This window comes from Streptomyces sp. NPDC014870, assembly GCF_043081505.1.
Taxonomy (GTDB): Bacteria; Actinomycetota; Actinomycetes; order Streptomycetales; family Streptomycetaceae; genus Streptomyces.
The window spans coordinates 652,173-675,326 of record NZ_JBIBWQ010000001.1 but is presented as its reverse complement, the minus strand read 5'-3'; the positions used below and the strand labels follow the sequence as shown (position 1 = coordinate 675,326).

General features: G+C 71.1%; 19 protein-coding genes and 2 pseudogenes. 13 read left to right on the top strand and 8 right to left on the bottom strand.

What is annotated here, in order from left to right:
- The first annotated feature begins 1 nt into the window (after nt 1).
- Nucleotides 2–577 (top strand): hypothetical protein, encoded by a 576-nt coding sequence (locus tag ACF09C_RS02765; RefSeq protein ID WP_392087862.1) that lies wholly within the window; start codon nt 2–4, stop codon nt 575–577.
- A 45-nt stretch (nt 578–622) separates the two neighbouring features.
- Here the strand turns inward: ACF09C_RS02765 and ACF09C_RS02760 are convergent, their stop codons facing one another.
- Nucleotides 623–1,699, bottom strand: a complete 1,077-nt coding sequence (locus tag ACF09C_RS02760) for an O-antigen ligase family protein (RefSeq protein ID WP_392087860.1) — start codon at nt 1,697–1,699, stop codon at nt 623–625.
- 347 nt (nt 1,700–2,046) lie between these two features.
- Between ACF09C_RS02760 and lnt the strand changes: the two genes are divergently transcribed.
- The 4 genes from lnt (at nt 2,047) to ACF09C_RS02740 (ending at nt 7,179) form a co-directional block, all read left to right on the top strand.
- Nucleotides 2,047–3,648, top strand: coding sequence for an apolipoprotein N-acyltransferase (gene lnt, locus ACF09C_RS02755; protein ID WP_392087858.1), 1,602 nt, complete (start codon nt 2,047–2,049; stop codon nt 3,646–3,648).
- 141 nt (nt 3,649–3,789) lie between these two features.
- On the top strand, nt 3,790–4,272 hold the full coding sequence (locus tag ACF09C_RS02750) for an NUDIX domain-containing protein (protein WP_392087856.1): 483 nt from the start codon (nt 3,790–3,792) through the stop codon (nt 4,270–4,272).
- 56 nt (nt 4,273–4,328) lie between these two features.
- Nucleotides 4,329–5,177, top strand: a complete 849-nt coding sequence (locus ACF09C_RS02745) for a 3-hydroxybutyrate dehydrogenase (protein WP_392087854.1) — start codon at nt 4,329–4,331, stop codon at nt 5,175–5,177.
- Nucleotides 5,178–5,283: 106 nt separating this feature from the next.
- A complete protein-coding gene (locus tag ACF09C_RS02740; protein ID WP_392087852.1) occupies nt 5,284–7,179 on the top strand; it encodes a helix-turn-helix domain-containing protein in 1,896 nt (631 codons plus the stop codon).
- A gap of 63 nt (nt 7,180–7,242) precedes the next feature.
- Here ACF09C_RS02740 and ACF09C_RS02735 read toward each other — a convergent pair whose 3' ends face one another.
- The 3 genes from ACF09C_RS02735 to ACF09C_RS02725 all read right to left on the bottom strand — a co-directional run bounded on the left by ACF09C_RS02735 (nt 7,243) and on the right by ACF09C_RS02725 (nt 11,585).
- Nucleotides 7,243–8,616: an MFS transporter gene (locus ACF09C_RS02735; protein ID WP_392087851.1), complete on the bottom strand. Its 1,374-nt coding sequence runs from the start codon at nt 8,614–8,616 to the stop codon at nt 7,243–7,245.
- 223 nt (nt 8,617–8,839) lie between these two features.
- A complete protein-coding gene (locus ACF09C_RS02730) occupies nt 8,840–9,367 on the bottom strand; it encodes a GNAT family N-acetyltransferase (RefSeq protein WP_392087849.1) in 528 nt (175 codons plus the stop codon).
- Between the two features lie 232 nt (nt 9,368–9,599).
- The gene (locus ACF09C_RS02725) at nt 9,600–11,585 is read right to left on the bottom strand and encodes a galactose oxidase-like domain-containing protein (protein WP_392087847.1); all 1,986 of its coding nucleotides are present in this window, start codon (nt 11,583–11,585) and stop codon (nt 9,600–9,602) included.
- 342 nt (nt 11,586–11,927) lie between these two features.
- Between ACF09C_RS02725 and ACF09C_RS02720 the strand changes: the two genes are divergently transcribed.
- Nucleotides 11,928–14,195, top strand: coding sequence for a Dyp-type peroxidase (locus tag ACF09C_RS02720; RefSeq protein WP_392087845.1), 2,268 nt, complete (start codon nt 11,928–11,930; stop codon nt 14,193–14,195).
- A gap of 66 nt (nt 14,196–14,261) precedes the next feature.
- Nucleotides 14,262–14,411, top strand: a pseudogene (locus ACF09C_RS02715) (3-hydroxyacyl-CoA dehydrogenase family protein); the annotation flags it as partial.
- A gap of 198 nt (nt 14,412–14,609) precedes the next feature.
- Here ACF09C_RS02715 and ACF09C_RS02710 read toward each other — a convergent pair.
- A complete protein-coding gene (locus tag ACF09C_RS02710) occupies nt 14,610–15,218 on the bottom strand; it encodes an SMI1/KNR4 family protein (RefSeq protein ID WP_392087843.1) in 609 nt (202 codons plus the stop codon).
- Between the two features lie 34 nt (nt 15,219–15,252).
- On the opposite strand from ACF09C_RS02710, the gene ACF09C_RS02705 reads away from it, so the two are divergent.
- Nucleotides 15,253–15,822 (top strand): SMI1/KNR4 family protein, encoded by a 570-nt coding sequence (locus ACF09C_RS02705; protein ID WP_392087841.1) that lies wholly within the window; start codon nt 15,253–15,255, stop codon nt 15,820–15,822.
- Nucleotides 15,823–15,962: 140 nt separating this feature from the next.
- The gene (locus ACF09C_RS02700; RefSeq protein WP_392087839.1) at nt 15,963–17,405 is read left to right on the top strand and encodes an NF041680 family putative transposase; all 1,443 of its coding nucleotides are present in this window, start codon (nt 15,963–15,965) and stop codon (nt 17,403–17,405) included.
- Between the two features lie 272 nt (nt 17,406–17,677).
- On the opposite strand, the pseudogene ACF09C_RS02695 reads toward ACF09C_RS02700, so the two are convergent.
- A pseudogene (locus tag ACF09C_RS02695) lies at nt 17,678–17,752 on the bottom strand (GNAT family N-acetyltransferase); the annotation flags it as partial.
- A 100-nt stretch (nt 17,753–17,852) separates the two neighbouring features.
- Between ACF09C_RS02695 and ACF09C_RS02690 the strand changes: the two are divergent.
- Both ACF09C_RS02690 and ACF09C_RS02685 read left to right on the top strand, forming a co-directional pair.
- Nucleotides 17,853–18,038: a hypothetical protein gene (locus tag ACF09C_RS02690; RefSeq protein ID WP_392087837.1), complete on the top strand. Its 186-nt coding sequence runs from the start codon at nt 17,853–17,855 to the stop codon at nt 18,036–18,038.
- A gap of 54 nt (nt 18,039–18,092) precedes the next feature.
- Nucleotides 18,093–18,305: a hypothetical protein gene (locus tag ACF09C_RS02685; protein ID WP_392087835.1), complete on the top strand. Its 213-nt coding sequence runs from the start codon at nt 18,093–18,095 to the stop codon at nt 18,303–18,305.
- 119 nt (nt 18,306–18,424) lie between these two features.
- Here the strand turns inward: ACF09C_RS02685 and ACF09C_RS02680 are convergent, their stop codons facing one another.
- On the bottom strand, nt 18,425–19,255 hold the full coding sequence (locus ACF09C_RS02680) for an NAD(P)H-binding protein (RefSeq protein ID WP_392088675.1): 831 nt from the start codon (nt 19,253–19,255) through the stop codon (nt 18,425–18,427).
- A gap of 96 nt (nt 19,256–19,351) precedes the next feature.
- Between ACF09C_RS02680 and ACF09C_RS02675 the strand changes: the two genes are divergently transcribed.
- Complete coding sequence (locus ACF09C_RS02675) at nt 19,352–20,374, top strand: AraC family transcriptional regulator (protein ID WP_392087833.1); 1,023 nt, start codon at nt 19,352–19,354, stop codon at nt 20,372–20,374.
- Nucleotides 20,375–20,726: 352 nt separating this feature from the next.
- On the opposite strand, the gene ACF09C_RS02670 is transcribed toward ACF09C_RS02675, so the two are convergent.
- Complete coding sequence (locus ACF09C_RS02670; protein ID WP_392087832.1) at nt 20,727–21,059, bottom strand: hypothetical protein; 333 nt, start codon at nt 21,057–21,059, stop codon at nt 20,727–20,729.
- 235 nt (nt 21,060–21,294) lie between these two features.
- Here ACF09C_RS02670 and ACF09C_RS02665 point away from each other — a divergent pair, with 235 nt between their 5' ends.
- Complete coding sequence (locus tag ACF09C_RS02665; RefSeq protein WP_392087830.1) at nt 21,295–23,106, top strand: hypothetical protein; 1,812 nt, start codon at nt 21,295–21,297, stop codon at nt 23,104–23,106.
- Nucleotides 23,107–23,154: the final 48 nt, after the last annotated feature.

The following is a 23,154-nucleotide window of genomic DNA, read 5'->3' as shown; positions in this document are numbered from 1 at the left end:
CATGAGGGACCCTTCCCGTCACCCCCGCGATCGCCGTCCCCCGGGCACGGCCGCGCCGTTGCCCGAGGTGTGGACGGGCCGCGCCACCAACCGGATGCAGTGGGTCGCGGCGGTGGCCGGCGCGGGCTGCATGGCCCTCGGCATCACTCTGGCGGTCGAGTCGCCGTGGACGTCCGGGATCGCGCCGCTCCTGATGGCCGTGATCGGCTGTGTGGCGGCCGGGCTGCTGGTGCTGTTCGGCACGCTCGCCTTCGTGCACGTCGAGGTGAAGGTGGACGACCAGGCCCTGGAGGTCCGCTGCGGCCACATCGGCGTACCCCGATGCCGCATCCCGCTCGCCCAGGTGGAGGGCGCCGAGTACGTGCGGCGGGTGACCCCGCACGAGTGGGGCGGCTGGGGCTACCGCTGGCGCCCCGAGAAGGGCAAGGCGGTCATCGTCCGCCGGGGCGAGGCGCTGCTGTTGCGGCTGAAGGACGGCCGTACGTTCACCGTCACCGTGGACGACGCCGAGTCGGGCGTACGCGTCATTCTCGACCGTCTCCGTCCCGCCACCCCGAGCGCCCCACCCGGCGTCTGACCGGCCGGCCGCCGACGACGACGCACCGACTCGTGGCTCGGCGGCTCAGCCCGCCGCGTCGTCCGCCGAGTAGATCACCGGGTCGTCCACCGGGCTCGTCCTCCCGCCCGCGCCCGCCGTCGCAAGCCCCGCGAGCAGGCCCGCGCAGGCGGTCACCGGAGTGAAACTCAGCGCGTTGCCGACCGTGGCCAGGGCGGCCAGCGCCGTCAGGGCCGCGCCCGCAGTGAGCACGACCGCCGTCGGGCGGGGCGAGCGCCACAGGCCCCACAGCAGCCAGCCGTACGCCGCGCCCAGCAGGGCCACACCCGGCAGCCCCTGCTCCGCCGCCTGCTGGAGCGCCGCCGAGTGCGGTTTGCCGTCGGCCGCGAAGGTCTCCCGGGCCGTCGCGCTCCGTGCCCCGAACCGGTCGGGGCCGACCCCGAGCACCGGGTTCTCCTTCGTGAGCGCGACCGCGTCCTGCCACAGCAGCACCCGGTGCCCGGTCAGCCCGCCCTCCAGGGAGACCGCGAGCCCCTCGGGCAGCCGCTCCTCCGCCACGGCCCACGAGGCGCCCACCATCAGCACCGTCGCCAGGGCGAGACCCACCAGGCCGAGCAGCCGGCGACGCATCCGTACCGCCGCGAGGGAGCAGAGCAGGACCGCGGCCGAGGCGACGAACCCGGCGACCGAGCCGATCGCGAGCGCAGACCCGGCCACGGCCGCGGCGAGGAGGCCCGACAGCAGCCGGCCGGGCCGAGAACCGGCCGCCGCGGCCGCGCAGCAGGCGGCCCCGGCGGCGAGCACGAGCAGCGCCGCCGCCGCGCCCGTATGACCGGTCGGTACGGAGCCGACAGGGGTGGCTCCGGGGACGCCAGGAGCGGAGGCGAGCGCGAGGCCGAGCGCGACCAGGGCCGCCACGAGGGCGGCGGTCACCGGAAGGAGCGAGCCGGTGATCCGGCCGCAGGCGTACCCGGCGGTCAGCGCGAGCACGGCGAGGAGGACGCCCTCGGGGCGCGCCTCCCGGCTGCCCGCGCTGATGAGCGACCACGCCACACAGGAGCCGAGGACCAGTACCCCGGCCACGTCCAGGCCCCGGCTGCCGCGCTCGCGCACGACGGCCACCCGCGCCGCAGATGCAGCCATCCCCGTCGCCCCCCGCTCCGTCTGGCCGACACCGTAACGGCGCGGCAGTGGTTTGGGGAGCGGATGCGCAGAAACGTTGTGGCAGAAGTGAAGGAAGGGTGTCGACCGGCGCCCCCGGCCGGGAACCGGCAACCGGCACACCCGCGCCCGCCCCGGCCGGGAACCGGAACCGGCAACCGGCACACCCGCGCCCGCCCGGCCGGGAACCCGGAACCGGCAACCGGCCCACCGCGCCCGCCCCGGGCGGAACCGGCAACCGGCACACCCGCGCGCCCCCGAACCACCCGCGCCGGCCGGGGCGGGGTCGCCCTGCTCGGGCCACAGGTGCGCGCCGTAGACTCCGCAACGTGAGCACCACCATCACCCCCGTCGACGCCTCCGGCCCCGCAGCCGACCCCCAGCCCGGTCCCGCCTGGCTTCGACGACTCGCACGGCCCGGCGCGGCCGTGCTGTCCGGGGCGCTGCTCTACCTGAGCTTCCCGCCCCGCCCGCTGTGGTGGCTCGCGCCGGTGGCCTTCGCGCTGCTCGGCTGGACCCTGCGCGGCCGACGGCTGCGCGCGGGCTTCGGTCTCGGCTACCTCGCCGGTCTCGGGTTCCTGCTGCCGCTGCTGATCTGGACCGGATCCGAGGTCGGCCAGTTCCCGTGGATCGCGCTGTCGGCCGTCGAGGCGCTCTTCATCGCCGCCGCGGGACTGGGTATCGCCGCGGTCTCCCGGCTCCCCGCCTGGCCGGTGTTCGCCGCCGCGGTGTGGATCCTCGCCGAGGCGGCACGCGCGCGTGTCCCGTTCGGCGGCTTCCCCTGGGGAAAGATCGCCTTCGGCCAGGCGGACGGCTTCTTCCTGCCGCTCGCCGCGGTCGGCGGCACCCCGGTGCTCGGCTTCGCCGTCGCCCTGTGCGGCTTCGGGCTGTACGAAGTGACCCGCCAGGTCCGCGCCTACCGCGCCACCGGCACCGTCCCGCGCGGCCCGCTCGCGGGCGCAGCCCTCACCGTCCTGGTCCCGGTCACCGGAGCCCTCGCCGCCCTTCCGCTGGTGGACGACCGGGCCGAGGACGGTACGGCGACCGTCGCCGCGGTCCAGGGCAACGTTCCGCGCCTCGGACTCGACTTCAACGCCCAGCGGCGCGCGGTCCTCGACAACCACGTGGCGCGCACCGAGGAGCTGGCCGAGGCGGTGGCCCGCAAGGAGGAGCCGCAGCCCGACTTCGTCCTGTGGCCCGAGAACTCCTCCGACATCGACCCGTACGCCAACCCCGACGCGGCGGACGCGATCGACCAGGCCGTGAGGAAGATCGGCGTGCCGACCGTCATCGGCGCCGTCGTCTCCCCGCCCACGGGCAAGCTGCGCAACACGCTCATCGAATGGGACCCCCAGAAGGGCCCTGTCACCACCTACGACAAGCGGCACGTCCAGCCCTTCGGCGAGTACATCCCGATGCGGTCCTTCGTCCGCATCTTCAACAGCAACGTGGACCGGGTCAGCCGCGACTTCGGCCCCGGCGACAAGATCGGCGTCTTCGACCTCGCCGGCACCAAGGTCGGCCTCGCCACCTGCTACGAAGCCGCCTTCGACTGGGCCGTGCGCGACACCGTCACCCACGGCGCGCAGCTCATCACGGTCCCGAGCAACAACGCGACCTTCGGCCGCAGCGAGATGACCTACCAGCAGCTCGCCATGTCGCGGGTCCGCGCGGTCGAGCACAGCCGTTCCGTCGTCGTGCCGGTCACCAGCGGCGTCAGCGCGATCATCGCGCCCGACGGCCGGATCGTGGAGCAGACGAAGATGTTCACCCCGGACGTCCTCGTCGAGAAGGTGCCGCTGCGCTCCTCGCTGACCCCCGCGACCCGCATGGGCACCCTGCCCGAGGCGCTGCTGGTGGCTGTCGCGGCGGCCGGGCTCGGCTGGTCGGCTCTGCGTTCCGTACGGGCGCGCCGGAGCCGCGCAGCCTGAGCGCGGTCGGCCGGGCCCTCTGCCCGAGGGCGGTCGGCCGGGCCCTCTGCCCGACGCCGGTCGGCGGGCCCTCCCCCCCCTCGAGGGCACGTGCCATGGCCGGGGCGGCGGAGCTTGATCCACCGCAGCTAGGGTCGCGGCATGGGCACTCCTGACTTCATCCGCGAGATCCGGGCCACCGCCGGGCACCAGCTGCTCTTCCTGCCGGGCGTGAGCGCCGTCGTCCTCGACGACCGGGGCCAGGTGCTGCTGGGCAGGCGGGCCGACAACGGCCTGTGGGCCATCATCGGCGGCATCGTCGAACCCGGGGAGCAGCCGGCCGCCTGCGCCGTCCGCGAGGTGTACGAGGAGACCGCCGTGCGCTGCGAGCCCGAGCGGGTCGTGCTCGTCCAGACCCTGCGCAAGCCGATCGTCTACCCGAACGGCGACACCTGCCAGTTCATGGACGTCACCTTCCGCTGCCGCGCGGTCGGCGGTGAGGCCCGGGTCAACGACGAGGAGTCGACAGAGGTCGGCTGGTTCGACGTGGACGACCTGCCGCAGATGAAGCGGTTCTCGCACTTCCGGATCGAGCAGGCGCTCCGCGACGAACCCACATGGTTCGACCCCATGCCGAACGGCTGAAGTATGGCTTCAGCACACATCGGTTGAGGGTGGGGACGCTTCATACAGTGCGGAGCATGAGCGCCCCCACCACATCCGGTCCCGCACCGGCACCGTCCGTCGTGGCTCCCGTACCCGCCACGAACCCCGCGCCCGGCTCCGTCCGGCTCGACCTCGCCGGGCGCACCGCGCTCGTCACCGGCGCGGCCGGCGGCATCGGCCGGGCCTGCGCGCTCCGGCTCGCCGCCGCGGGGGCCGCCGTGAGAGCCGTCGACCGCGCGGCCGACGGACTGGCCGCGCTCGCCGAGGCGGCGGACGGACTGCCGGGCACCGTCGAGCCGCAGACCCTGGACCTGACCGACCTGGACGCTGCCGAGCGGGCCGCGGCCGGCGTCGACATCCTCGTCAACAACGCCGGACTCCAGCTCGTACGCCCCATCGAGGAGTTCCCGCCGGAGGTCTTCCACACGGTCCTGACGGTGATGCTGGAGGCGCCGTTCCGGCTGATCAGAGGCGCGCTGCCGCACATGTACGAGCAGGGCTGGGGGCGGATCGTCAACATCTCCTCCGTCCACGGGCTGCGCGCCTCGGCCTTCAAGTCCGCCTATGTGGCCGCCAAACACGGTCTCGAAGGGCTCTCGAAGACCGCCGCGCTCGAAGGCGCCCCGCACGGCGTCACCTCCAACTGCGTCAACCCCGGCTATGTACGCACGCCCCTGGTCGAGCGGCAGATCGCCGACCAGGCCGCCGCCCACGGCATCCCCCCTGAGCGGGTCCTCACCGAGGTCCTCCTCAAGGACTCGGCGCTCAAGCGGCTCATCGAGCCGGAGGACGTCGCGGAGGCGGTGCTCTACCTCTGCGCACCGCAGGCCTCCTTCATCACCGGCGCCTCCCTGACCCTCGACGGCGGCTGGACCGCGCACTGACGGTCCTCCGGTCGTCCACAGCTGTCCACCGCCGGCCACAGCCGCGCGCCGAGAGCTTTTCCACAGGGCTGGTGCTCCGACCCGTACGGCAGGTATCCCTGTGTCCATGTCGCAAGAACCGGTCTCCTACCTGGAGCTCCTCGCCCGAGGCGCCGCGGTGGAGGCGTACGACCGGCCCGTGCTGCTCGCCCGTGCGAGCGGCGCGGGCCCCGAGGCGCTGGCCGAACTGGAGCGGGCCAAGCAGCTCGCGCTGCGCGTCCGGGCCGAGCTGGAGGGCAGACGGCGCCGTGAGGCGGAGCTCTCCGCGCTCTTCGAGACCGCCCACGACCTCGCGGGGCTGCGCGACCTCGACGCGGTGCTCCGCGCCATCGTCCAGCGGGCCCGCTCCCTGCTCGGCACCGAGGTCGCCTACCTCAGCCTCAACGACCCGGCCGCAGGCGACACGTACATGCGCGTCACCGAGGGCTCGGTCTCGGCCCACTTCCAGCAGCTCAGGCTCGGCATGGGGGAGGGCCTCGGCGGCCTGGTGGCCCAGACCGCCCTGCCCTACGTCACCGAGAACTACTTCGACGACGCCCGCTTCCAGCACACCCGCACGATCGACTCCGCCGTCGGCGACGAGGGTCTCGTCGCCATCCTCGGTGTCCCGCTGACCCTGGGCAGCCAGGTCATCGGCGTGCTCTTCGCGGCGGACCGGCGCGCCCGGGTCTTCGGCCGGGAGCAGGTCGCACTGCTCGGCTCCTTCGCCGCGCACGCGGCGGTGGCCATCGACACCGCCAACCTGCTCGCCGAGACCCGCTCGGCCCTGGCCGAGCTGGAGCGCGCCAACGACATCATCCGCGAACACAGCGGAGTCATCGAGCGGGCCTCCGAGGTCCACGACCGGCTCACCGAACTCGTGCTGCGCGGCGGCGGGGTGCAGGACGTGGCCGCCGCGGTCTCCGAGGTTCTGGGGGGCCGCGTCGAGTTCATCGAGCAGGGCCACGGACCGGGCCCCGCCCGGCTCGCCGACGGCCACGCCCTGCGCGAGGGCGACACCTGGGTCGCCGCCGTCGCGGCCGGCGGCGAGTGCCTCGGTGCCCTCGTCCTGCACGGCCAGCCCGACCTCGACCCCGTCGACCAGCGCACCCTGGAGCGCGCCGCGCTGGTGACCTCCCTGCTGCTGCTCGCCCGCCGCTCGGCCGGAGAGGCAGAACAGCGGGTACGGGGCGAACTCCTCGACGACCTCCTCGACGCCCCCGACCGCGACCGCCGTCTGCTGCGGGAGCGCGCGGCCCGGCTCCGTACGGACGTCGACGCGCCCCACGTCGTGCTCGCCGCCCGGATCGACCGCGCGGGAGCCGGAGGCGAGACCGACGGCGGCGGACGGGAGAGCGCGGACCGGCAGCGCCTCTGGTCTGCCGCCTCGCATCTGGCCGCCACCCGACAGGGCCTGGCCTCCGCGCGCGACGGCGGGACAGTCCTGCTCCTCCCGCTCGGCCCCGGCGAGGACGCCGCCGAACTGGCCCGCCAGACCGCCAAGCACCTCGGCGGCGCCCTGCGTGAACCGGTCACGGTCGGCGCCTCGTCGCCCGTCCCCTCACCGCTCGCCGCCCCGGACAGGGTCGCCTCCGCGTACGAGGAGGCCCGCCGCTGCCTGGACGCCCTGCGCCTGCTGCACCGCTCGGGCGAGGGCGCGGCGGCCGAGGACCTGGGCTTCCTCGGCCTCCTGCTCGCCGACACCCGGGACATCGAGGGCTTCGTCGACCGCACGATCGGCCAGGTCGTCGCGTACGACCGGCGCAGAGGCACGGACCTGGTGCGCACGATGGACGCGTACTTCGCGAGCGGGATGAGCCCGGCGCGTACGAAGGACGACCTGCACGTCCATGTGAACACCGTGGCCCAGCGGGTCGAGCGGATCGGTCGCCTCCTCGGCCCGGATTGGCAGTCACCGGCCCGCGCCCTGGAGATCCAACTGGCCCTGCGCCTGCACGCGATGTCGGCGGCGGTCGCCCGCTGAGCACACGACGGAAGGCGCCGGCCCCCGCGAGGGGAACCGGCGCTTTCGTAGGACGTGGCGCGGTCAGGCGTCGGCGCGCACGGCGGCGGGGGTGTGGGAGGGCGTGTCCTCGTCGACCTCGGAGAGATCGCGGTTGCGGGTCTCCTGGGCACAGGCGATGGCGACGACCGTGAGGAGCGCGGCGGCGATCACGTACAGCGAGATCGGGGTCGAGGAGCCGTAGTCGCTGAGCAGCGCGGTCGCGATGAGCGGCGCGGGGGCGCCGGCGGCGACCGAGGAGAACTGGGCGCCGATCGAGGCGCCGGAGTAGCGCATGCGGGTCGCGAACATCTCGGAGAAGAACGCGGCCTGCGGCGCGTACATCGCCCCGTGCAGGACCAGTCCGACGGTGACGGCGAGCAGCAGCGCACCGAAGGTTCCCCGGTCGATCAGGTTGAAGAAGGGGAACATCCAGGCGCCGACACCGACCGCGCCGATCAGGTACACGGGCCGCCGGCCGATCCGGTCGGACAGCGCGCCCCAGGCGGGGATGACGGCGAAGTGGACGGCGGAGGCGATGAGGACGGCGTTGAGCGCGGTCTGCTTGGAGAGGCCCACCTGGGTCGTCGCGTAGACGAGGATGAACGCGGTGATCACGTAGTAGGAGATGTTCTCCGCCATACGGGCGCCCATCGCGATCAGCACGTCCCGCCAGTGGTGCCTCAGGACGGCGACCAGCGGCATCTTCTCGACCTGCGCGGCCGCGGCCTTGCGCTCCTCGGCGGCGGCGAGCGCGGCCTTGAAGACGGGCGACTCGTCGACGGAGAGCCGGATCCACAGACCCACGATCACCAGCACACCCGAGAGCAGGAACGGTATGCGCCAGCCCCATGACAGGAAGGCGGAGTCGGAGAGCAGCGCGGTGAGCGCGGAGAGCACACCGGTCGCGAGCAACTGCCCGGCCGGCGCCCCCGTCTGCGGCCACGAGGCCCAGAAACCGCGCCGCTTCGCGTCCCCGTGCTCCGACACGAGCAGCACGGCCCCGCCCCACTCACCGCCGAGCGCGAACCCCTGCACGAGCCGCAGCGCGGTGAGCAGCAGCGGCGCGGCGGAGCCGACGGTCGCGTGCGTGGGCAGCAGACCGATCGCGAAGGTGGCGCCACCCATCAGCAGCAGGCTGAGCACGAGCAGCTTCTTGCGCCCGAGCCGGTCACCGTAGTGCCCGAACACCAGCGCCCCGAGCGGCCGGGCGGCGAAGCCGACGGCGTAGGTGAGGAAGGAGAGGAGGGTGCCGACCAGCGGGTCGGAGTCGGGGAAGAAGAGCTTGTTGAAGACCAGCGCGGCGGCCGAGCCGTACAGGAAGAAGTCGTACCACTCGATGGTGGTGCCGATGAGACTGGCGGCGACGATGCGCTTGAGGTTCGAGGGGGCGGGTGGAGCAGTCGCGGGGGAGGACATCGGCACCACTTCCAGGGAGGACCGGGGACGTTTTCGTGTTGCCACACCGTAGAAACGCGCTGGTCACCGGCGTATGTGGTGGGACACCATAGTTCAAGGAGCCAGAGTGCGTGAGCCCACCATGAGAGTGGTGTCGGGGCCGCGCGGTGGCCTGGAAGGGTCGCGAGTAGGGGTGCCGGATTTGCACTCTTCGGGCATCACACGTTCAGTGGTGTCGCCCAGGTCAGCGGGGAGGGAGTGGCTGCAGTTCCTCCGCCAGCAGGTCCATCAGAAGCCCGTCGTGCCAGCTGCCGTCGGCGCCGCGCTCGTACTGCCGCATCACGCCCACCGGCCGGAAGCCGGCCTTCGTGTAGCAGCGGATCGCGGGGGCGTTGTCGGCGGCCGGGTCGATCACCAGGCGGTGGAAGCCCAGGTCGTGGACGAGGTGGCGGGCGAGGGTGCGTACGGCGTCGGTGCCCAGCCCGCGCCCGTGCACGGACGGGTCGAGGAACAGGTCGATGCCCGCGTGCCGGTAGTCGGGGTCCTTCTCCTCGTACCACTGGATCATGCCGACGATCCGGCCCGCGGTGCGGACGGTCAGGCAGTGGGTGTCCGGGTCGGCGAGGTCCTCCTGGATCTCGGACGCCAGGTCGGGCCCGCCGCGCCAGCGTTCGAGCACCTCCGGAGTGGCCCGGATGGCGGCCAGTGCGGGTACGTCGTCGGGCACGGCCGGGGTCAGTACCAGGGCCTCGCCCCGGAGTACGACGGTCATGACCCGGAAGCGTAGGCCACCCCGCCGGCCGTCCCCGTTCCGGCGGAGCGCTGAGTCGCCACACGCGCCGGGCCCCGCCGGCTCTGGGTACCGGCCATGGGCTTTCCGTGGTGGCCGCCCGTGCGATCGCCGCCTACGGGAGCGGAGATCAGCCCGGCACTCGGTTCAGGTCCGTCGGCTGAGGCCCCAGCCCCGCGTGACCAGGGCTGGGAGCCCACCCGATGTCGGCGGGTCAATCGCCCGCCGTGGCCTTGGCGGAGGTGACGTTGGTCGTCGCCGAGGGCTTGAGCTGGACCCAGCCGGCCTTGCTCGGTGCGCCCTCCTCGTTGAGGAGGAAGAGCATGTAGTGGCCGGGCGGGGCCGCCGCCGCGCTCGGCGGGGCCTGGAGCTCCAGGAAGTTGCCACCGCGGCTCTTGATGCGCAGTTCGAGATGACGCTGGCTGGTGTTGACCGAGTGGGTCGCGGTGGTCGGGGCCAGCAGCACGGCGCGGGTGACCTCGGTGGGCGTGTTGGTGCTGACCGTGATCTTCTCGTTGTAGCCGACGCTGGGGTTGAAGATGATGCCGAGCGCGGGGCGGCTGCCCTGGTGGAGGTAGGCCGGCTCGTAGATCTCGATGCTGCCGTTGTTGTTGTCGGTGATGTCGGGGTCGTTGGCGAGCTGCTGGAGCTCGTCGCCCGTGATCATGACGCGGCCGTCGGGGAGGACCACGGCGTTGGAGTGGTAGCCGCGTGGCAGCCGCTGGACGGGGCCGAGCTTCCAGTCGCCGTTCTCGTCGCGGAGTTCGACCTGGCGGTACTTCAGGTCGGCGTTGGGGTTGTACGGTCCGTTGCCGTAGTCCCGGATGTCGAAGGCGCCGTTGACGCTGAGCAGGTTGCCGTTCGGCAGGAGCAGCGTGTCGTCCTGGGTGCGGCCGAAGGCGCGGGGCTTCTCGGTGCTCCACTTGCCGCCGGCCAGCCGGTAGGTGTTCGGGTCGTTGCGGTCGCCGCCGAGGACCAGGACGGAGTCGGGGCCTCTGAAGCCGGCCGGCAGGGGCACCGCGGAGCCGTAGTTGCGCCTCCACTCGCCGCCGTCCGGGCCGGGCTTGTCCTTGTTGACGTCCGGGCGGTTCGGCAGGTCGGTCTTGGTGTCGGCGGCGGTGTCGAAGAGCCATTGCTGGTCCACCGAGCGGCCGAGCCCGTAGATCTTCCCGTCGCGCAGCGAGAACAGGTGCGGATAGTCCCATTTGAACGGGGCTTCGGTGTTGAGCTTGTCCATCCCCCAGCCGAGGGGCTTGACCGTCTTGTCGAAGGGCACCGCATGGTTCGCGGCGGGGAAGCGCTCGACGAGCGGGGTGGGGGTGCCCCAGCCGAGCTCCGACTGACCGGACATGATCACCTGACGTCCGTCGGCGCCGGTGACCACGCTCGGGTACCACCGGCCGACGGACATGTCCTTGTTCAGGTACCACTCCTCCGCCCAGGGGTCGAAGACCAGGGACAGCTTGGCGCCGGAGCCTCCGTTGCCGCCGAGGTTGCCGCCGAAGACGCCGAGCATGCCGTTGGGCAGGTAGGAGTGGCCGGCACAGAAGAACGGGGCCGGTCGGGGCTCGTTCTTGCCGTCGGGCATGTTGATGACCGGTGGCTTCTTCTCGGTGAACGCTCCGGCGCCGGTCCCCTTGGCGGGGTCCCAGATCCAGGCGCGGCCGGCGTTCTGCTTACCGATGGTCTGGGTGGGGGCGGGCTCGATCTGCGGGTTGGTCTCGATCCGCTCGAAGGAGAACAGCAGGACCTTGCCGGTGGGCAACAGGGCGATGTGGGCCGCGAAGTCCGGGGACTGGAAGTACTCCCGGAACCGGCCGAACTCGGCGGCGTCGAAGCCGGCGTTGGCCTTCTCCTGGGAGGCGGTCAGCGCCTTGAGCCGTTCCGTACGGATGGTGTTCGGGTACTCGCCGACGTCGGCCATGGCCCTCCTCGTACGGGCGTGCTCCTCGGCGTGCTCCTTGCCAAGGGTCGCCGCCTCCGCCGGGTCGACGGTGACCGGTGCGGTCGCCGCCCGGGCGGCGGGGGCGTACGGGAAGGCATCGCCGTGGTCACCGTCACCGGTGTGGGCGAGCACGGGGCTTGCCGACGCCAGGGACGCGGCCATCGCGGTGGCGGCGCAGAGCGAGATCGCCGTGGCGAGCCTCCTGCGGGCGGGCAGGGGCGGATTGCTGCGGGACAGCGGATTACCGCGGGACATGGGACTCCTTGCTGCGGAGAAGGGGCGCAGCGGTGCCGATCGGGGGACGCGTCGGAGAACGGGCTGCGCCGGGACTGCCACATGTTCACTCACAGTGACGAGCTTCAGTCTTCCGGCGTGTCGCCCGACTGTCACCCCGAGACATGCAGGCGGGTGATCCATGCCGCCCGAATGCACCTGAACACCCCTCACGCGCCTCTGATCAGCGCAGTCGTGATGGGTGAACGGGTGACGGGCGGCCTCGTCGGCGGCTCGGTCGACGGAAGGATATGCGAATGCCGCGTACGTTATCGATTACTCTGCGCTACATCGGTGTGGAGGAGTCGATCAACGGGAGAGAGCATGGTGGACGATCTCAAGCTGCGGGAGAGCGACGACATCCAGGGCGATGTGATCGCCGGCTTCAAGAAGGACCAGATGACCTTGCTGTTCCTCAAGTTCGAGGACCCGGCAAGGGCTCGAACCTGGGTCAAGGCCCTGGAACCGCAGATCTCCACGACGAGACAGGTGGCGACCTTCAACGCCGCCTTCAGCAAGGCCAGGAAGGCCTCGGGCGGCGACGACCCGAAGGCGCTGAGGGCCACCTGGATCAACGTCGGTTTCACCTGCGCGGGCCTGCGGGAGTTGACCGGAAAGGACCCGCTGCCCTCGGTCGAGCCCGGCAGCGGCCTGGAGGCCTTCAAACAGGGTTCGGACAAGCGGGCGCTCGGGGACACCGGCGACAGCTCGCCGGAGATGTGGCTCTTCGGCAACGGCAAGGGCCAGATCGTCCACGCCGTGCTCACCGTCGCCTCCGACACCGTCCAGGACCTCCAGGCGACGGTGAGACAGCAGCGTGAGGCGTGTGCCGCGGCCAAGATCGTGATCGTCTTCCAGCAGGACGCCGCCACACTGCCCGGCAACCGGAGAGGCAAGGAGCACTTCGGCTTCAAGGACGGCGTCAGCGAGCCAGGCGTGATCGGCTTCGACGAGCCGGACCCCGCGAAGCCCGAGTACGTCAAGGGGCATCACGGCACCCGGCTGATCCCGCCCGGCGAGTTCGTCGTCGGCCACGAAAGGGTCGGCGGCGTCCCGCACGAGACGCCCGACTGGGCCGACAACGGCACCTTCCAGGTGGTGCGGCGGCTGGGCCAGGACGTCCCGGGCTTCTGGTCCCAGGTGGCCCGGCAGCTGAAGGTGCTCAAGGAGGCCAAGGTGGTGCCGCCCGAGGCCACCTCGGAGTGGCTGGCGGCCCGCCTCGTCGGCCGATGGCGCTCTGGCACCCCCGTCGCCACGTGCCCCAACGCCGACCGGCCCTCCAACGCGCTGTCCGGCGAGGACAACGACTTCGGCTACCGCAACGACCCCGAGGGCTTCATCACCCCGCTCTTCTCGCATCTGCGCAACACCAACCCCCGGGACGGCCTGCAGGAGAAGCCGGGCGATCCGCCGTTCGACGAGAACCCGGTGATGGACCGCCGCCGGATCATCCGTCGCGGCGCCCCGTACGGCGCGCCCTTCGACCCGGCCGCGGAAGGGCCCGGCGGTCCCGACGAGAAGCGCGGCCTGCTCTTCGTCTGCTACCAGTCGGACCTTGTGCAGCAGTTCGAGTTCATCCAGAAGGCGTGGATCGACAGCCCGGACTTTCCGCCCAACCGGCCCGCCAAGCCGGGCCCCGACGGCATGGTCGGCGCGGCCGGCACGCTCAGCTTCGAGACCCCGGGCAAGACCACTCGGCTGAGCATGAGCCAGTTCGTCGTCACTGAAGGGTCCGTCTACGCCTTCGTACCCTCACTGACCCTGCTGCGGCTGCTCGGTGACGGCCGGCTCACCGACAAGCCGCCCGTCGGCGTCCGGCCGACCGACGCCTTTCTGCCCATCCCCGACATGCAGCGGGACAAGGGCAAGAGCTGGTACTGGGCGTACGGGAGGGGCGGCGACGGCGGCGCCGTCTGCCGGACCCTCTCCATCGCGGACGGCGACGAGCACCAGGACGTTCGGGAACGCCCCGATCGGCCGCTGACGACGTGGCCGTGCTACGCCGGGGTGACGAAGGTCGACGCGATCCTGCCCGTTCCGGACGAGCAGCGGATCAACGGCCGGAGCCGGTACTGGCTGTTCCACACCGTCGAGGGTCGGCAGGTCTACCGGCTCATCTCGATTGCCGACGGCGCCGAGTCCGGACTCCCGCCCGAGCAGGCCGCCGCGATCGACCGCCCGGACCGTTCGCTCTCCGCCTGGGTCTCGTTCAACGGCGTCGAGAGGGTGGACGCCTTCCTGCCGGTCCCCGACATGCAGCGTGTCAACGGCAAGAGCTGGTACTGGGTGTTCCATACCCTGATGGGCCATCAGGTCTACCGGCTCGTCTCGGTCGCCGACGGCAGGATGCACCAGGACACCCTCGAACGCGGCGACCGCGGCCTCGACCTGTGGCGATCGCTGCACGGGATCACGAGGGTCGACGAGTTCCTCGCGGTACCGGACATGCAGCGGATCAACGGCATGAGTCTGTTCTGGGTGTTCCATCAGGACAAATACCGCATCATCGTGATCCGTGACGGCAGGGGGCACGAGGACCAGATCACCATCGAGGACCGACCTCTGACCATGTGGACGTCCCTGACTGGTTGACCGCCCCGCCCCGAGGGGGCGGCTTCCATACCGGCCGCCCCTCGGGCCCGGCCCCACGACCAAGACCTGCGACCGGCCGACCTCATCGGCCTCGACACGGTCCAGGCCATCGCCGGATCGATGGACGCGGAGTTCAAGGAGCCGCTCTACGCCGCTCCTCCGCTGCTCCAACGCATGGTCGCCGCCGGGCGTCTGGGCCGGAAGTGCGGGCGCGGCTCTACGCGTACGAGGCCTGAGGCGGGAAGGCACGCTCTCCTCGTGCTCGCCGTACTCACCACCGCGGTCGCATCAAACGCTGACCATGATGGCCCACGCAATCGCAGAGGGCGTGACGCCCAAACTGGACGGCGGGCGCGCCGCTTTGGAGTGCTCGAGGCTCTGACCGCCCGTGCTCGGTGGGTCCGACTCCGGGGCTCAGATTGCTTCCTGCGCTGTGCGCTCCGCATGGCGCAGCCAGTCGAGGTACCAGTGCGCGAAGGTCGCCGGCTTTCCGTCGCTGCCGAGGAGCGGTGTGAGGTCGGCGTCGTCCACCCGGGAGTCCGACCAGATCGTGCCGCGGTGGCTGCCGCTGATGATCAGCCACTCCCGCTGGGCGCACCCCAGGTGGCAGATCACGATCGCGCCGACTGTCCGCTCGGGGGCGAACATGACGGCGTCCCACCGTTCGTCCCATGCCTCGATGGCGTCGTCGAACTCCTCAGTCTCGTCGAAGTCCTCTTCCTCGGGACGTTCGGCAAGGAGCGCTTCGACGAGCCCGGGGTCCGGGCCCTGCTCGGGAAAGGACTCGGCAAGCCGGGACAGGTCTGCCATGTCCGCGCCGTCGCCCTCCCACCGCCAGCGGCCTTGCACGCGCCGCACCGGGAACACCCCGTAGGCGGGACCAGCGCCACCCGCGCCGACATCACGGAGGAATGTTCGGAATTCCTCCGGCAGCCGCACCTTCAACTGTGCCTCGAGCTCCGCGAGCTCAGCGTGGCTGAGCTTGTCCTTTAAGGTCTGAGCCTGCGCAGGGCCTTCGGCCAAGGGATGTCGGTCACTCGTACTACAGTCCCGGATCGTGACCGATGCTGCCTACCGCACTGATGCGGATGATGACGCGCTGCTGGAGAGGTTGCACGCTCTCGCGTGGGGTGCGGAGGGTGTGGCGTCTTCCCCGGGCTGCCTCCCGGACCAGCCTTTCCCCCCGCTTGCGATGGCCGAAGTCGAGCGCGCGGAACGGAAGCTCGGGTATCGGCTGCCCCAGTTGCTCCGGCGCATCTACACCGAGATCGGTGACGGGGGGTTCGGACCGGAGGGTGGCCTTGCATCGCTGACGCCGCGCCGCGTTCCGCACTGGCATGTACCGGACTGGCCTTGCGCGACGACCATGAACACCGATCGGCCGGGGTGGGGGTCGTCGGCGTCGTGGTTCTTCCTGACGGGCGGCGGCTGCACTATGGAGTGGTACGTCTCGCTGATAGCGGTTGATCACCCGGTGCTGCTCTGGGATGCCGACGGCTGGGTACCGGACTGGGGCCAGGATCCTCACGACGGCCTGCGGTACGCGGCGCCGTCGCTGCGCCAGTGGCTGTGGACGTGGGTAGACGGAGGCAACCTGTGGGATGAGCTGCTGGCACAACCCGAGTAGGCGCCTGGCATCTACGGTCCGGGCTCGAACAGTGATTCGCGCACCGTCACCCACCTGGGCATTCGCCGGACGGGCCGACGACCCTCGCGCGATCATGTGCTCCGCGACAGAGACACGTGATCGGTACGAAGGCCGCAGGGGTGAGTCTGCTGCAACAGGATGTCCAGCGGGAAGCGTTCGCGGAGGCGTCACGCTTTCGGGACGGCTTCTACGCCTGTCTGACCGCACGAGGTGACGAGCTGTTCGAGCTGGCCGACGCTTTGTTGTGCGCGGACGGACCGGTGACCTCCCCTGTGCATCTGACGCTGGTGGCCGAGCACCGGCGCGGGCACGGCGCGATGTACGACGCGCTCAACCACGGCCGTATCGACGCCGACCAGCTGCGGCGGGCGCTGGCCGGCCTGCCGCAGCCGCGGGCGGCCGATGATCGGCTCGTGCTGGCCGTGGACGTGAGCAACTGGCTGCGGCCCGACGCCGAGTGCAGTGCGGACAGGCTGTTCTGCCATACCTTCGGCCGCGGCCGGGACCAGCACCTGATGATCCCGGGCTGGCCGTACTCGTTCGTCGCCGCGCTGGAGTCCGGCCGCACATCGTGGTGCCAGCTGCTGGACGCGGTCCGCCTGGGCCCGGCCGACGACGTCGCCGAGGTCACCGCCGTCCAGGTCCGCCGCGTGGTCAAGGACCTGATCGCCGGCGGGCAGTGGTGCGAGGGCGACGCCGACATCGTGGTCGTCTTCGACGCGGGCTACGACGCCCCGCGCATGGCCTACCTGCTTGAGGGCCTGCCGGTGGAGGTGCTGGGCCGCCTTCGGTCGGACCGCGTGATGCGTAAGCCCGTACCCAGGCCGTGGATCTGCCCGCCGCAGGGCGGGCGCCCGCCGAAACACGGCAAGGAGTTCCGTTTCGCCAAGCCGGACACCTGGGGTGACCCGGACGCGGCGACCGTGCAGGTCACCGACCGCTACGGCACCGCGCAGACGATGGCCTGGGACCGCATCCACCCCCGCCTCACCACCCGCTCCGCATGGATTGACCACGACGGCGAACTCCCTCTCATCGAGGGAACCCTGATCCGCTTGGAGGTCGACCACCTGCCCGGCGGTGGAGAGCCGCTGCCCCTATGGCTGTGGTCCTCGAAGACTGGTATGAGCGGAGAGGGAGTCGATCTGCGCTGGCAGGCATTCCTGCGGCGCTTCGATCTGGAGCACACCTTCCGGATGATTAAGCAGACCCTCGGCTGGACCCGCCCGAAGACCCGCACCCCCGAGGCCGCGGACTGCTGGACGTGGCTGATCATCACCGCCCACACCCAGCTCCGCCTCGCCCGTCCGCTTGCCGAGGACCTGCGTCGCCCCTGGGAGCGACCAGCGGAGCCTGGCCGGCTCACCCCGGCCCGGGTCCGCCGTGGGTTCCGGAACATCCGCGCTCAATTGCCATGCCCGGCCCGTGCACCGAAACCCAACCGACCCGGCCCCGGCCGCCCCCTCGGGTCAAAGTACCAGCGACCCGCCACCCGTTACGACGTGGGGAAAACCGTCAGGCGACCCGAGACGATCACCGAACGCAACCAGACGAGACCATAAAGAACAAGCTGAGTGGCTGTTCCAGAACCCATCTGTGCCCCAAGGCCCCGAACACTTCGCTGCTCGCGGGGGACGCCCCCAAAGCCTCGACCCGCTGACGGATGCCCGCCCAATGCTGATCACTCATGGGGCCCAAGGTAGGTGCGGCCACTGACATCGAGGTCGACCGGCCCCTCCTGGAAGCCAGGTGGGGCCGGTTCAAACCGTTGCTGTCCGGGGCCAGATGAAAAGCTGTCACAGCGGGGGCCACGAAGACCGTCCTGGACGCCCATGAGCATCACGGCACACAAGGGGGAGTCGGCGAAGGGTTGCCGGTTGCCGACCTTGCGGTAGCCCCAGCTCTCGTAGGTCCTGTACGCGGGGGACTCGCGCTCGCCCAGCGGCGCAGGGAAGCTTGACGGCGGCTACGTGGCGCGGTGCCATGAATACGGACCGAGGGGGTGCGGGATGATCGACGAGGACAGCGACACCGCGAGCCAGGGCGACGTTCCACGGCGTCCGGGTTTCTCAGATTTCCCAGGCACGTTCTGGACCGTGCTGCTCGCGCTGCTCGTGCTGGGGCTGTTCCTCTACGGCCTCACACGGGGTGAGGGTAGCGGAGGGCACCCCGACGGGTACTCCGGTTGGCACTGAGCGGAGGCCGCGCCCACGAAGTGCGGGTTCCTGAAGGCGGGCGGCGAGCGGGCCGTGGACGAAGCACTCGGTGACCGCGCGGTGTTGTTCCTGCGTCCCGGCGTGACCCTCGGCCGCAGCGAGTATGTCGGCCGCCTGTCCTGGTGGCTGGCCCGAGCCGCGCGGCCGGCCGATCCTCGCACCGTCCCCGAGAAGGAGGCCAGGTCCGCGGCCGCCCCGCCCACCACCCGGACCGAGAACCCGAACTCCCCTCCCACACCGTCGTGAAGGTCGTCCACCACGCCCTGGCCGTCGCGCTCCGAGGGGTCCAAAGCCTGCTGAGCCGACGCCGGGACCAAGAGCGTGGAGTGAAAGACCCGCAGCTCAACTCATGGTGAATCGATCAGCTAGTGGCGCCAGGCACCGGCGGCCGCGGCCTCCTTCACGAACAGTGCGAACGAGCGAGGCGACCGGCCGAGTGCGGTCTGCACGCCGTGGGACAGGCGGCTGTCCATGTTCCGCCGGATCGGGCCGACCGCGTCGGCGTAGTCCTCGGCGTCCGCCAGGGACCAGCCCTCGGCGACCAGCTCGGCCACGAAGTCCTGCGGTGCCAGGGGCGTGTAGCGCACCCTGCGGCCGGTGGCGCTGGAGATGAGATCGGCGACCTGGCCGATGGTCAGCGCGCTCGGCCCGGACAACTCGTAGGTCTGGCCGACGTGCTTGTCCTGGGCGAGAGAGGCGACCGCGACTCCAGCGATGTCCTCGGCGTCCACGAAACTGACAGCGCCGTCACCCGCGGGCAGGCGCAGTTCCCCGCCTAGTACCAAGTCGCGGAACAAGCCCTCGCTGAAGTTCTGCGCGAACCATGTCGGCCGCACGATGGTCCACTCCAATCCGCTGGTGCGTACGGCGTCCTCGCCGTCGATGTGGGTCCTGCCCGCGATGCTGTCTTCGCCGGCGTAACCGGGGACGTCGGCGCCGCGGCCCGACAGCAGCACGACGCGTTCGACGCCCAGCTCCTTCGCGCGCTGCACGAACGGCCGTGTCAGCTTCTCGCCGTCGTGCGGCACGATGAAGACCTTCTTCACGCCGTCCAGAGCGGCGTCCCAGCTGCTGTGGTCCGTCCAGTCGAAACGGGGGTCGCCAGAACGCGATCCCACGCGCACCGCGACACCTTTCGCGCCGAGTTGGGCCGCGGCGCGTCCGCCGACCTTGCCCGTACCACCAGTGATCAACATCGGATGCTCAGTCATGAGGCAACCAAACCCTTCGGCGCCGGGCCCGGGCCATGGCTGAGACACCCAGGTCGATGTTCGTGCCTCTACGGTGGAGGGATGGACACGCTGGCGGAACTGCTTGACGGCGTACGGGCACGCGGTGCCGTGTTCACCCGGACGGTCATGAGCCCACCATGGTCCCTGCGCTTCGCGAGCGGAGCCCAGCTGACCTTGGCCGCCGCTTTGAACGGCCGGGTCTGGATCACGCCCGCCGACGGCGAGCCGATGGAACTCGGCTCCGGTGACATCGCCGTCCTGCGGGGCCCCGCCCCGTACACCGTCGCCGAGGATCCCGCCTCGCCGCCCGGCCGCGTCATCACCAGCGCGGACTACTGCGCCCGAACCGCGCGAGCGGTCGCGGCCGGCGAGCCGGCGCCCGCACCGCGTACGTGCGGTGTCGATACGCCGGGTGCGGTTCTTCTGATCAGCGGCGCGTACGAAGGCCGGAACGGCATCAGCGACCGGCTCCTTGATGCCCTGCCGGACGTCCTCGTCGTACCGGAGGCCGACAGTGACCGTACGCTCCTCGCCCTGGTCGCGGAGGAGGTAGGCCGTGACCAGTCGGGCCAGCAGGCCGTCCTGGACCGGCTGCTCGACCTGATGCTGGTCTCCGCGCTGCGCTCCTGGTTCGACCGCCCCCGCGACCATGCACCCGTTTGGTACAGGCCCACGGACGACTCCGTCGTCGCGAGCGCCCTGCGGTTGTTGCACGAGGACCCGGCGCACCCATGGACCGTCGTGGGCCTCGCCGCCAAGGTGGGATCCTCCAGGTCGGGTCTGGCCCGCGACTTCGCTCGCCACGTAGGTCAGCCACCCATGACCTACCTGGCCAGGTGGCGTGTCGCCCTGGCGGCCGATCTGCTCCGGGACACCGGCGACACGGTGGGCGCCATCGCCCATACGGTGGGGTACAGCAACGCCTTCGCGCTCAGCCACGCCTTCAAGCGCTTCCGCGGTATCACCCCCACTCAACACCGTGCGGCCGTTGTGCACAGCCGAGGACGGAGCGCTCGACCGGAGGCCAGGACCCGGCCCAGCCCGCCCCCTCCGCCGGCCGTGGACGGCCGCATTGGCGGCTGAAGCCGGCGCGGAGCCCAGGTGTGTGTCCCGCGCGGTCGCGGCGGAGGTGGGCGTCGCTCCAGTCTTGGACACGGATCTCGTCCGCGAACGGCTGCGCGATGTTGCTGAGGGCCGCTGTGCCCTCCGGCCGGACGGCCTGTCACCCCCCCCGACGGGGGCGAACCAGCCGGTTCCTGGCCCCACGACGCGCGAGTTCATGCACGCGGAGGGCGGACGTTCCCGGTGACGCGTATCGCGTCCCGACGGCCGCATCGGGGGGCCTCGAACGTCCGCAGCGTCGACTGCGAGGAACGAGAACACGAGAAGGGGCCGCACCTCACGGTGCGGGCCCTTGAACTCGTCTACGACCAGGTCACCTGCGCGAGAAGATCGCGAGCCCCGCAGCCCCGCTCCACGCCGCCGAGGCGAGCGCCATGAGCGCCTGCGCCTCGTTCGCCTCGCCGAGCAGGAACATGACGCCGGCCGCGACGAACGCGATGGCCCCGATCACCGCGAGGCCGGCGGAGGAGATCGACGTCGTTGCGCGCACGACGCGCAGGTGCAAAGTCTGCTCCTTCCGGCGCTCACGCCGCAGAGAACGCCGCAGGGCACGGGCCTGACGGCGGCGGCACTTGGCCTCGTGTTCGATCTGGGCCAGCAGCTCCTCCGTCGTGGTGCTCAGCAGCGGCGAGTTGGGCGTAGGCACGGAACCTCCTGGGGCGAGCGGATCGTTTGGAAACTCACCGTGATGGATGGTCTGATTGTTCGCCTCAGCTGACCGGTATCCCCCAGGTGACCGGTCAAAGATCGGGGACAACGGGCCCGTTGTCCGCTGGACAAGTGAGTCGGGGGACAAGATGGGGCGGCCACTGGGCGAGCTGCGGGGGCGGACCCCGCAGGCCAACGCGCTCGCGACATGGCTCCGAAGTATCACCGCCGGCTTGAAGGTCCGGGAACTGGAGAGCCAGTTCCCCTACTCGAAGGCGATGTGGACCGAATACCGCAACGGCGGCAAGCTGATCCCCGACAGTCTGCTGGACAGTCTGGTCACCGAGCTCATCCCCGAGCCGGCCATGCGCGAGCGGCTGCTCGAGAAGGGCAGGGGACTGCTGGCCGAGGCGAAGGATGCGGCCGCACAGCAGGAGAGGGGCGAGGCGGCACCCGTCGTCCGACGACCTGGATCAGGTGCTCCTGCGGCTGAGGTCTTTCTGCGGCTCGACGACGCACGGCTGCAGCAGATCGAAGCGATGCGCAAGCTCGCAGCCTCCGAGAAGCGGTGCTCCCAGCTGGAGGAGATGGTTTCGGTACTCAAGACGCGTTGCGTCGAGCTCGAGGGCAATCTCGACCGCGCGCGTGAGGAGATCCGAGCCGAGGTGCAGCGCGACCTGGACCTGTCGGTCGAGTACCGCCGCCAGGCCGACCGACAGCTCGAGCACGCCCGCCGCGCCAACCGGGAGGCATACGAACTTCGGCTGGCCGCGGAAGAGAAGGTCGCCCGGGAGCAGCTCGCTGTGCGGCAGGTGGTTGAACAGGCAGCGGATGCCGGTTCGGCGTTCGTCCCCCAGCCGTCCGCCCACGCTGATCACGAGACGACGACTCCCTCGATGGATCAGATCGCGGACGTGCTGCGCGAGGCTGCGGAGCAGCTGGCGGAACAGGACCAGGACCTGGACGAGCTGCGTGAGGTCATGGGCCTGGACCGGCTCGGCCCGTCGGCCGACGAGGTCGTCGTTGTCCGTGGACAAGTCGTGGACCGCGGTGATGTCCCCGTTGAGCGTGAGGCTGTCCACGAACAACGGGCAGACAACGCGGACAACTCTGTGACCAGGGACGACGCGAGCGCCAGATCGAGCCGCGGTAGAGCCGAGTCCTCCATCGCCCGGGAGGTCGAGATGGCCGCCAACCCTGTGGAACTGGGTGCACAACTTCAGGCGCTGCGCGCGTTAGCGGGAGCCGAAAAGTGGTCACACGTCGTGGACATGGCGAAAACGAGGCTGGGCTTCCTCGGGCAGGGGCCGACGGAAGTGGCCCGCGTCGAGGAATGGCTGGCCGGCCGTCGTCTCCCCGAACGGTGGAAAGACCTGGCCTGGCTTCTCGTCGGGCTCGACGCCACCCCACAGGAAGTCACGGCCTTCCGTAGGGCATTCCACCGCCTGAGAACCATCCACGTAAGCACGTCAGCCGACATCAGCTCCGCAGTTCTCGCCCGCCGTGCCGCTGCTGCTGCCCGTCCCCAGCCTGCAGCCCAGCGGGCAATCCGGCCGGACCCCGAACGGGGCTCGGACGCAACCGACAGCGTCGGCGCACGCGACAGGGCCCTCGGGCAGCCGCGCTCGGAGCGGATGGAGCTGCCCGGAGCGCTTCCGCTGAAGGCCCCCACGAGGCCGTCCATTCCATCGGCGCCGACGCGGAAGCCGATCGTGCGATGGCGCGACGAAGCCCTCGCCATCACCTCGCTCACCCTGATCGTCACCATCGGAGTTGGCTACACGGCCGCGTTGGGTGCGGATCCAGGGCCGGCGATGTGGAAGATGGCCGTCTTCGCGGTGCTTGCGCTGGCCGCTGCAGCGCTGATCGGCATGGCAGCCATCGTCCTCACCTTTCCTCCCTTGAAATCGGGGATCTCGGACCGGCCAGCCGTGCACGTACTGATCGGAGGAGCCCCTGCCCTGCTCGTGGGGCTAGCACTTCCGCCGCTCCTCGGCCGCGACCTTGGCGGCCGGTGGCTCGCCGACGTCGTAGGACTCCTTTAGGCCCTGTTCTGGGCCACCCGGCGCACGGCGGTCGGTCGGCGGGGGGGC